We start from the raw sequence: 10,405 nt of genomic DNA, 5'->3' as shown, positions 1-10,405 counted from the left end.
CGGGCCCGGACGCCGAGCCCCCGCCCCAACCCCCCCGGGGGCGCCCCCCCGCGCCCCTCACCGGGTGCGCCCGGGCCGGGGTACGCGGGGCCCGCGGGGGCCCCCGCCCCGGGCGCCCGCCGCCACGCGAGGGACGGAGAGGGATCGCCGATGCTGGAGGCGGCAGGGCTGACGGCCGTGGAGGAGACGGTGTACCGCCTCCTGGTCGGAGCGGTCACGGCCTCGGCTCGCGAACTGGCGGAGCAGAGCGAACTGCCGCACGACACGCTGGAGGCGGTGCTGGCAGGCCTCACCGGCAAGGGTCTCGCCAGCCCCACCGATCACGTGCCGCCCCAGTACTCCGCCGTGCCACCGGACGTGGCGCTGCTGCCCCAACTGCAACGGCGCACCGACGAACTCGACAAGGCTCGCAGCACGGTCACCGATCTGCTGGATCTGTACCGCAGCGCCCGGCGCCGCCAGGACGCGGGCCAGCTGATCGAGGTGATCACGGGTGCCGAGTCGCTGCGGCAGCATCTCCGGCAGATGCAGGACAACGCCAGGCACGAGATGCTCTGGTTCTGCAAGGCCCAGTACGTCGCGATGCCGTCGGGCAGCAACCGCGCGGAGTACGACGCCCTGGCCCGCGGGGTGCGCTACCGCGTCCTCTACGAGCAGGCGTTCTTCTACGACGACCACGCCGTGGACAACGTGATCGAGGGGGTGCAGGCCGGGGAGATCGCCCGCAGCGTGCCCCATCTGCCGCTGCGGCTGGCCGTGGCCGACCGGGCCATCGCCATCTGCCCGCTGGTGCCCGGCGGCCCCCAGGGCTCCCCCGGTGAACCCACCGCCGCCCTGGTCCGCGAGAGCAGTCTCCTGGATGCGCTCACCTCGCTCTTCGAGCGCTACTGGGAGACCGCGGTCCCCCTCGACGTCAGCGCCGCGGGCTCGATGCCGGACGCCGCCGCCGTACAGGCGGGCGACCCGCTGTCCGGCACCGACCGGCGCATCCTCTCCCTGCTGGTCGCGGGCATCGCGGACAAGGCCATCGCCAGTCAGATGGGGCTCAGCCGGCGCACCATCCAGCGCCACATCCAGCGGATGATGTCCCTCGCCGGGGCCACGACCCGTATGCAGCTCGCCTGGCAGGCGGCCCGCCGCGGCTGGCTCTGAACGGCCGGCGGTGCCGGTGCCTCACCCGGCGCCGATCGGGCCGCACATCAGGTTGCCGGGTTCGCAGGGGTCGTCGCTGGTCCAGAACTGGGTCCACAGCGCGGCGAACTCGGGGCGGCTGAGGTAGCCGTCGGCATCCTGGTCGAGCCGGTCGAAGACACCGCCGGTCTCCACGGGCCGCCTGTGCCAGGTGTCGACCAGGCGCTGGTGCTCGCCGCGCGAGATACGCCCGTCGGCGTTCTCGTCGACTGCGTCGAAGATGGTGTCGGCGGTGACGGCTTCGGGGATGGTTGGCAGCAGGTCCACCATGGCGAGGAGGTCGTCCATGTCGATCCGGCCGTCCCGGTCCGTGTCCACGGTCTCCGACAGATGCCGCCACCAGCCCTTCAGCACGCCGTCCACGCGGTCCGCCAGTTCCGATCCCTCCCTCACCCGCGGCAGCCGGCTCCAGCGGTCGGCCAGGGCCACGAAGTCCGCCTCCTCCAGATAGCCGTTGCCGTCCGCGTCGAACGCCTCGAACATGGCCTGGAGCTTGGTCCGCTGGAACTCGCTGGACATCACATGCCTCCTCACGCGCAGTGCTGAGGACATGCTTCCGCGGCCGACCGCCCCTCAACGGCGCTCGCGCTCACCGCGGCCGGGACCCGCGCGCCCGCGAGCCCGCCCGGTGCGCCGGGCGCCGGTTTGCCCGCGGCGGACCGAGGACCGGTTCCCCGGCGGCCGTACACCCGTCCCGGGCCGCCGCCGATTCCGTACCCTTGCGGCATGCGCATGCGCCCCACGCTGAGCTGGACCCCCGCCGCGGACCTGCCGCCGGGCACCACCGACCTCGAGCCGGTCGTCGACGCACTGGGCGCCGGCGGTGTGCTGGTGCTCAGCGGGGCGGGCATCTCCACGGAGTCGGGCATCCCCGACTACCGGGGCGAGGGCGGGAGCCTGAGTCGGCACACGCCGATGACCTACCAGGACTTCACCGGGAGCGCCCACGCGCGCCGCCGGTACTGGGCGCGCAGCCACCTCGGGTGGCGCACCTTCGGGCGGGCCCGCCCCAACGCGGGACACCTGGCGGTGGCCGCCTTCGCCAGGGACGCCCGTGTCTCGGGTGTGATCACCCAGAACGTCGACGGTCTGCACCAGGCCGCGGGCAGCGAGGGCGTCGTGGAGCTCCACGGCAGCCTGGACCGGGTCGTCTGCCTCTCCTGCCGCGCCTTCAGCCCGCGCCGCGAGCTCGCCCGGCGCCTGGAGGCCGAGAACCCGGACTTCGACCCGGTGGCCGCCGGGATCAACCCGGACGGTGACGCGGACCTCACCGACGCGCAGGTCGGCGACTTCCGCGTCGTGCCGTGCGCCGACTGCGGGGGCATCCTCAAACCGGACGTGGTGTTCTTCGGCGAGGCGGTGCCGCCACAGCGCGTCGAGCACTGCCGGCGCCTGGTCCGGGAGGCGGCCTCGCTGCTGGTCCTCGGCTCGTCGCTGACGGTGATGTCCGGGCTGCGTTTCGTCCGTCAGGCGTCGCAGGAGGGCAAGCCGGTGCTGATCGTCAACCGGGACCCCACCCGGGGCGACCCGCACGCCCTCACCCGGGTCGCGCTCCCGCTGGGAACGGCCCTGACCACCGTCGCCGACCGGCTCGGCATCCCGGTCGGCGGCCCGGCGGACTGAGCCGCCATCCGGCGGACATCCGCAGCCGCGGGTGAAGCGGAGACGTGGCACATGACAGCCGACGTGCACTCCGCCAGACAGCTGCTGGCACAACTCACCGCCGTAGTCGGCCTTGACGCGATTGCACTTCGTACTTCGGCCACAGCTTGCCGCCCTGGCCGCGCTGGTAGTGCACGGTCATGCGGGTCCCGCAGCGGCCGCAGTAGACGAGTCCCACCAGCAGTGCGGGCCCATCCCGCAGGACTCCCACGCTCAGCGAGCGAGCCCGGTTCGCTTCGATCCGGGCCAGATTGCGCTCGTGCCGTTGCATGTCGATATAGGCGGGCAGCGTCCCGGGCAAGTACACGAACCAGTCCTCTCGCGGCTTGCGGACCCGGCCGGCGCACCGGCGCCCCGGAAGCCGGCGGCAGGGGTCGGTGCGGCTGCGGCCATAGACATAGATCCCGGCATAGGCCGGGTGGCGGAGCATGTTCTGGATCACGATCCGGCTGGGCCGGCACCACACCAGCTGGCCCTTTTCCCGGCCCCTCACGAGCGCGGACGCCGATCTGGATGCCGTGATCCACCAGGAACCGCAGCACTCCGTTGATCAGACCGAGTTCGTCGAACAGGTCGAAGACCAGCCGGACCACGGCCTGCACCTGCTCGTCGGGATCCTTGGCGACGTGCCCGTCGGCAAGCCGGAGACAGCCCACTGGCAGGGGCACGGCGAGCTCGCCGCCGCGGGCCTTGCCCATCCGTCCGTTCCACATCCGCTGCTTGATCAGATGCAGTTCGGCCTCGCTGATCGTCCCCTTCAGCCCCAGGAGCATGCGGTCGTTGTGCTCGGCCGGGCCATCGACCCCGTCCGGGTCGGCGAGCAGAGCCCCTGCCAAGGCACACAATTCCAGGAGTCGGTGCCGTTCGCGGCCGCTGCGGGCCAGCCGGAACATCTCGATTCCCAAGACCAGGCCCACGTGGTCCAGGCCGACCTCGGAGACCAGTCGCTGAAAACCCGGCCGGTCGACCACCCCGGACGCCGACTGCCCGAGGTCCTCGTCGATCACCAGGATCCGGGACGGCGCCCAGCCCAGGTCGACCGCACGCTGGGTGAGTCCGTACTGCAGCCGGGTCGATTCCGCATGGTCGAGGACCTGCTGCGGAGCGGACTGGCGGACATAGACGACCGCGAGGCGGTCGAGATGCCAGGACTGGATCTTGCCGTCAAACCGGTCCCACGGACCAGTCACCGTCACGCAGATCACCTCCGCCCGGTCCGGCCGCGATCACCATCCGTGCAGCCAACTCGGCGAGCAGCCGCACCACCATCTGCCGGTTCAGCTCGGGGACGGTCTCCCAGCCCGGGACCTGGGGAGTTCATCGACGCCATCCCTCGACATGCCGACTCACCACCCTCATCCTCAACGGCCTGTCGCTCCCGCGACTGCCGCACAAAAGCGGCAACTTGGAGCAGGCCGTCCACCCCTACGACCGGGAAGTTCCCCTTCTCGGAGTCGTCTATGTGTGCATTGCGGCTTGCTCCTTGAGCACATGTTTCGCCTGTTCAAGCAGACACTCGGATGGACCAGGCCCCGACCCCGCAACTCGGAGGCGGCAGACCGGTGGACCTGGCTGGTGATCGCCGCCTACACCCAGCTCCGGCTCGCCCGCCCGCTGGCCGCCGATCCACGGCGTCCCTGGGAGAAGCCGGCCGAGCCGAACAGACTGACACCCGCCCGCGTTCGGATCCTGCTGATCGAACGTCGAAACTGCAGCCTGACGCCCACCGCACCCCGACCGGGAGCGCCGGTCACCCCTCCCGATCCTCCAACCAGCCGCGTTCCTGGGCCAGCAGGGCTATCTGGAAGCGGGTCCGTGCGCCCAGTTTTCTGCCCAGCTCGCTGATATGCGTCTGTACGGTCCGGCGGCTGAGCCGCAGGGAGCGCGCGATGGCGTCGTCCTTCATTCCGGCGGACATCAGGCGAAGGATGTCCCGCGTCCGACTGTGGAGGGCGCCGTCCTGTCTTTCGGCACTCACCGGGGGCGAGGCGGGCCGGCCTTCCAGCGAGAGGGGCACCGCGCGCTCCCACACGCTCTCGAAGAGGGCGGTCAGCACTTCCAGCAGCGTCGAGGAGTGGACGACGAGCGAGCCCGCCGCGGGATCGTCCCTCCGCAGCGGCATGATCGCCGCCACGCCGTCGAAGATGACCAGTTTCATGGGCAGTCCGGGCAGGAGCCGCAGCTCCCCTTCCGCGGCGGCGCCCCCGAGGGCCGTCTCCAGGCATTCGTCGTCGGCGATTCCGTCGCTGTCGTACACGGACCGGAGCCGGACACCGGGGCGGACCGTGGCGCCCGCAGCGGTGGAAGCATCGGTGGGCGTGATCCGCGAGGTCACATACGGCGGCTTCGCGAAATGCAGCACCTCGTGCCGACTGCCTCTCAGAAGGTGCGCATAGCGGGCGCCGACTTGTTCGTTGCTCTCGACGACCTCGAAGAGATCCGAGGCGATCTGCTGGCCCGGGGCTGTGCGATACACCTCCTGGAGCTGTTCCGCGTACAACTCGGCCCTGGCCAACTCCTGTCGTTTACGGGCCAGAAGGGCACCCAGCGAGGAGCGGGGCGGGCTGGCGCTCCAGCGCGAGGGCCGTTCCCCGACGTGTACGGCGAGGAGTTCGGCTTCCAGGGACCGCAGGACGGTCCGGGCCGCCGCGACCGGCAGTCCGATTCCCGCCGCGACCGCGTCCTCATCCGCGCCCGGATGGCTGACCAGGAATTCCAGGGCCTCCCGGGCCGGAGCACCCAGGCCGGTGCCTGCCCACAGCGCGTCTAACGACGACACGTCCGACACGTCCATCAGCGACTCCTCGGAAGATCGGAACGAGGTTCACGGCGATGCTACGCAAGTGCGCAACTGCGCGGGCCCGCAGGCGGGGGATCTTGCCAGGCGCGACTGCCGAGGTGAGGATGATCACAGGTCACCGGCGCGGTGATCTCCGCTTTCACCTCATGTTCCGGCCCCCGACTCCTGCGCCTTCCGCAGGGTGCGCACAGCGATCCCCGGACGCCTGCAGCCGACCGAAAATCATCACCTTCCAGAAATGGCCCCCGCGTTTCTTCGAGCGGCGGGCCGAATTGGCGTGGGAATTCATTTCCCGACCCCGGGCCGGAGTTTCCGCTTTGCGCAGCATTGGACATACGACATGTACATGTAACACGGATTTTATTGCCATTCGCACCCCGAGGCATGCCAATTGATTGCGGTGAATGCGGCGACCCGCATTCACCGTCGACCGCGAACCGCGTACGAGTCGACCCATGCTGGGCAAAAAGGGGAGTAACGTTTTGCGCACCTCGCCAAGAACCGGTTCAGGTTTACGCCGTAGAGCCGCCGCCTTTCTGACCGTCCTGAGCGCTGCCGCGATGACGGTCGTGGGCATACAGCTACCGGCCCACGCGACGGCACCGTCCGCCATGTCGGCCTCGTCGGCCAAGAAGAAAGTCGACCTCGACCCCTCCTGTTCCACCCCCAAGAAGGGCGAGGCCACCTGCTTCGCCCTGCGCCGGACCGACACCAAGGCCGTCAAGGGGCTGCTGGCCCCCTCCGTCGACCCCAGCGGCTACGGCGCCGCCGACCTGCAAAGCGCCTACAGCCTTCCCGCCGACGGCGGAGCGGGCCAGACCATCGCCATCGTGGACGCCTATGACGATCCCAGCGCCGAGGCCGACCTGGCTGTCTACCGCGAGCAGTACGGGCTGTCCGCCTGCACCACTGCCAACGGCTGCTTCACCAAGGTCGACCAGCGCGGCGGTACCGACTACCCGGCGCCCGACTCCGGATGGGCCGGCGAGATCTCCCTGGACCTGGACATGGTCTCCGCCGCCGCGCCGAACGCGCACATCCTGCTCGTCGAGGCGGACCAGCCGAGCTTCGAGGACCTCGGGGCGGCCGTCGACCAGGCCGTCGCGCTCGGTGCCAAGTACGTCTCCAACTCCTACGGCACCAACTACAGCAGCACCCCGGGCAGCGGCGAGCTCCCGGACGAGACGACGTACGACGCCCATTACAACCACCCCGGTGTCGCCGTGGTCGCCTCCTCGGGCGACAGTGACTACGGGGTGGCCTACCCCGCCGTCTCCCCCTACGTGACCTCCGTCGGCGGTACCTCACTGGTTCGGGACTCCGGCACCGCACGCGGCTGGTCCGAGTCGGTCTGGAACCGCAACGGCCTGGGCCCGGGATCCGGCTGCTCCCTCTACGAGCCCAAGCCGGCCTTCCAGACGGACACCGGATGCGACAAGCGCACCGTCGCCGACGTCTCCGCCGTGGCCGACCCGGCCACCGGCGTCGCGGTCTACCAGACCTACGGCGGTGGCGGCTGGCAGGTGTACGGCGGGACCAGCGCCTCCTCACCGATCATCGCCGGCGTGTACGCGGCCGCCGGGACCCCCGTCGCGGGCACGTACCCCAACTCCTACCCATACGCCTCCGGGACCGGTCTCAATGACGTGACCACCGGCGACAACGGCACCTGCACCCCCGCGTACCTGTGCACCGCCGGTGCCGGCTACGACGGTCCGACCGGCCTGGGCACCCCCGACGGGCTGGCCGCGTTCCGCAGCGGCCCGCACGGGAAGCTCTCCGGCACCGTCACCGACGACAGCACCGGCAAGCCGGTGGCCGGAGCCACCGTCACCACCCAGGGCGGCGGCACCGCGCACACCGCCGCCGACGGGACCTACTCGCTCGTCCTGCCGGTCGGCAGCTACGACATCACTGTCGAAGCGTACGGCTACACCACCGGCACCGCCTCCGGCGTGTCCCTCGGCGACGGCGACGCCCTCACGAAGAACTTCGCCCTCACCCCGGTCCCGAGCCGGACGGTCTCCGGCAAGGTCACCGACGGCTCAGGTCACGGCTGGCCGCTCTACGCCAAGATCACCGCGGACGGCGTCCCCGGCGGCCCGGTGTGGACCGACCCGCTCACCGGCGCCTTCGACCTGAAGCTGCCCCAGGGCCACGACTACACCCTGCACGTGGCCAGTGCCTATCCCGGTTACACATCGCCCACCAAGAAGATCACCGTCGCGGACTCCGACCAGAGTCTGAACATCGCGGTTCCGGTCGACCCGTGGGCGGCCACCGTGCCCGCCGGTTACTCGGTACGGGACGAAGGCACCACCGAGCCGTTCGACTCGACCGACTCCGCCCCGCACGGCTGGAGCGTGGTCAACGCCGACGGGACGACCGGCGGCTGGACCTTCGACGACCCGGGCTCACGCTCCAACACCACCGGCGGCGACGGCGGGTTCGCCATCGTCGACAGCGACCACTACGGCGGCGGGGTGCACCAGGACTCGCAACTGCTCAGCCCCGTGTACGACTTCACCGACGACTCCGCACCCGAGATCGCCTTCGCCAACGACTACTGGGCCATCGGGGGCCAGAGCGCGGACGTCGACGCGACCACCGACGGCGGCACCACCTGGACCACACTCTGGTCCGCCACCGGCACCACCTTCGGCGCGCAGAAGGTCGAACTCCCGCTGACCGACTACGCCGGCAAGGCATCGGTGCAGCTGCGCTTCCACTTCACCGGCTCGTTCGGCTGGTGGTGGAAGGTTGACAACGTTTTCATCGGCGATCGCCACGTCACGTCCCTCCCGGGCGGTCTGCTCACCGGCACCGTGACCGATGCCAACACCTCCACGGGGCTGGTAGGCGCCACCGTGACGAACAAGGACGACAGCAAGCAGAGCACCGTCACCCTCGCCACCCCCGACGACCCCGCCCTGGGCGACGGCGTCTACGCCCTGTTCTCCTCCCTCGGCAGCCACGGCTTCACCGCGGCGAAGCCCCACTACACCGGGCTCGACAAGACGGTGAAGGTGCAGGCCGACAGCGCGGTCGGCGCGGACTTCGCCCTCGGCGCCGGGCAGTTGACGCTGGACAAGACCTCCATCACCGCGTCGGTCGGATGGGGCGAGCAGACCACCAAGACCCTGACCGTCAAGAACACCGGCACGGCACCCGCCACCGTCAAACTCGGGGAACAGCCCGGCGGGTTCACCATGGCGGCCGCGGGCGGCGCCCCGCTGAAGCTGGTCAAGGGCACGTACTCTCCGCTGTCGAGCAAGGCTGCCGCGTCCGCCGCGGGCACCACCGCCAAGGTGGTCCCGGGAGCCGCCGGTGACGCCTGGCAGGCGGCCGCCGACCTGCCGGTGAAGCTGATGGACAACGCCGTCGCCACCAACGACGGGAAGGTCTACTCCGCCTTCGGCTTCAACGGCGGCGCCGACACCAAGGACATGTACGTCCTCGATCCGGTCGCCGGCACCTGGACCAAGCGGGCCGCCGCGGCGGACACCCGGGAGGATCCCGCCCACGGCTTCATCGACGGCAAGTTCTACGCCGTCGGCGGCTGGGGACCCAGCGGCGACCCCGACTCCAAGCTGGAGATCTACGACCCGGGAAGTGACACCTGGACTACCGGCGCCGCCTCGCCCAAGCCCTACGCGGGCTCCGGCAGCGCCGTGCTCGACGGCAAGCTCTACGTGGTCGGCGGCTGCGGGGCCGACTCCTGCGGCTCCACGGATGTCACCGTCTACGACGCGGCCGCCGACAACTGGTCCACGGTGGCCGCCTACCCGGAGCAGATCTCCTGGAGTTCCTGCGCCGGCATCGGCGGCAAGCTCTACTGCGCCGGCGGGTACAACGGCAGCAGCGAGGTCAAGCACTCCTACGTCTACGACCCCGCCGCCAACGCCTGGTCACAGGTCGCCGACCTGCCGATCACTCTCTGGGGCGCCGCGTACACCTCCGCCAACGGTCTGCTCGTCACCGCGGGTGGCGTGACCGGGAACAGCATCACCAACCAGGGCTTCTCCTTCGACCCGAAGGCCGGCACCTGGACCGCCCTCCCCAACGCCGACACCGCCACCTACCGCGGTGGAGGCGGGCTGGGCTTCTTCAAGGTCGGTGGCGGCGTCGCGCTGGCGACCCCCGGAACGACCGTGGAGGTGCTGCCGGGTTACGACCAGGGAGAATCGAGCGAGGTCAGCTGGTTGAGCGAGAGCGCGCAGCAGTTGACTCTTCAGCCCGGCAAGAGCTCGAAGGTGACGATCACCCTGGACGCCTCCGTGGCCGAGGTGACCCAGCCGGGAGACTTCACCGCCCAGCTGACCTTCAGCACCGACACTCCGTACTCCGTGCCCAGGCTCCCCGTCGAGATGCACGTCGCCCCGCCCAGCACCTGGGGCAAGATCACCGGGACGGTGCTGGGGGTCACCGCCGACGGCGGCACCGCGCCGATCGCCGGGGCCACCGTCCAGATCGACACCTGGGCCACGAGCTACACGCTGACGACCGACGCCCACGGCGGATACGCGCTGTGGCTCGACGTCCGCAACAACCCGCTCGAGGTCATCGTCGCCAAGGACGGCTTCCAGCCGACCGTCGCGACGGTGACGATCAAGAAGAAGTCCACTGTCACCAAGAACTTCACCCTCAAGAGAAAGTAGGACCGGCCGAAAGCCAGGGTGGGCCGACCCGGAACGGGGTCGCCCACCCTGGCTGCGGCCAGCCCGTGGGCCGGCCGCAGCCCCCAGGCGTCCT

At 70.5% G+C, this 10,405-nt stretch carries 5 protein-coding genes and 3 pseudogenes; 4 read left to right on the top strand and 4 right to left on the bottom strand.

The features are described 5' to 3' along the window. Positions 1–150 precede the first annotated feature (150 nt). Positions 151–1,152: a helix-turn-helix domain-containing protein gene (locus tag ACFZDK_RS46160; protein WP_390982560.1), complete on the top strand. Its 1,002-nt coding sequence runs from the start codon at positions 151–153 to the stop codon at positions 1,150–1,152. 21 nt (positions 1,153–1,173) lie between these two features. Here the strand turns inward: ACFZDK_RS46160 and ACFZDK_RS46155 are convergent. Continuing rightward, positions 1,174–1,749 (bottom strand): annotated as a pseudogene (locus ACFZDK_RS46155) (EF-hand domain-containing protein); the annotation flags it as partial. Positions 1,750–1,917: 168 nt separating this feature from the next. On the opposite strand from ACFZDK_RS46155, the gene ACFZDK_RS46150 reads away from it, so the two are divergent. Further along, positions 1,918–2,814 (top strand): NAD-dependent protein deacetylase, encoded by an 897-nt coding sequence (locus ACFZDK_RS46150; RefSeq protein ID WP_390982558.1) that lies wholly within the window; start codon positions 1,918–1,920, stop codon positions 2,812–2,814. Positions 2,815–2,908: 94 nt separating this feature from the next. Here the strand turns inward: ACFZDK_RS46150 and ACFZDK_RS46145 are convergent, their stop codons facing one another. Beyond that, a complete protein-coding gene (locus tag ACFZDK_RS46145; protein ID WP_390982555.1) occupies positions 2,909–3,295 on the bottom strand; it encodes a recombinase zinc beta ribbon domain-containing protein in 387 nt (128 codons plus the stop codon). 295 nt (positions 3,296–3,590) lie between these two features. Then, positions 3,591–4,043: pseudogene (locus ACFZDK_RS46140) on the bottom strand (recombinase family protein); the annotation flags it as partial. A 292-nt stretch (positions 4,044–4,335) separates the two neighbouring features. On the opposite strand from ACFZDK_RS46140, the pseudogene ACFZDK_RS46135 reads away from it, so the two are divergent. Further along, positions 4,336–4,698 (top strand): annotated as a pseudogene (locus tag ACFZDK_RS46135) (transposase); the annotation flags it as partial. Here the strand turns inward: ACFZDK_RS46135 and ACFZDK_RS46130 are convergent. Next, entirely contained in the window at positions 4,604–5,647 is a 1,044-nt protein-coding gene (locus tag ACFZDK_RS46130) for a LuxR C-terminal-related transcriptional regulator (protein WP_390982552.1), read from the bottom strand. The pseudogene ACFZDK_RS46135 and the gene ACFZDK_RS46130 sit on opposite strands and share 95 nt — an antisense overlap. A 566-nt stretch (positions 5,648–6,213) precedes the next feature. On the opposite strand from ACFZDK_RS46130, the gene ACFZDK_RS46125 reads away from it, so the two are divergent. After that, positions 6,214–10,311: a carboxypeptidase regulatory-like domain-containing protein gene (locus tag ACFZDK_RS46125; RefSeq protein ID WP_390982549.1), complete on the top strand. Its 4,098-nt coding sequence runs from the start codon at positions 6,214–6,216 to the stop codon at positions 10,309–10,311. Positions 10,312–10,405: the final 94 nt, after the last annotated feature.

Source organism: Streptomyces sp. NPDC007901 (assembly GCF_042959465.1).
Lineage (GTDB): Bacteria > Actinomycetota > Actinomycetes > Streptomycetales > Streptomycetaceae > Streptomyces.
This window is presented reverse-complemented; position numbering and strand designations above follow the sequence as displayed.

What these genes read in the sequence shown, in the direction of transcription:
- ACFZDK_RS46160 (WP_390982560.1), top strand. Translation starts at nt 151, where the DNA reads ATGCTGGAGGCGGCAGGGCTGACGGCCGTGGAGGAGACGGTGTACCGC.
- ACFZDK_RS46150 (WP_390982558.1), top strand. Translation starts at nt 1,918, where the DNA reads ATGCGCATGCGCCCCACGCTGAGCTGGACCCCCGCCGCGGACCTGCCG.
- ACFZDK_RS46130 (WP_390982552.1), bottom strand. Translation starts at nt 5,647, where the DNA reads ATGGACGTGTCGGACGTGTCGTCGTTAGACGCGCTGTGGGCAGGCACC.
- ACFZDK_RS46125 (WP_390982549.1), top strand. Translation starts at nt 6,214, where the DNA reads ATGACGGTCGTGGGCATACAGCTACCGGCCCACGCGACGGCACCGTCC.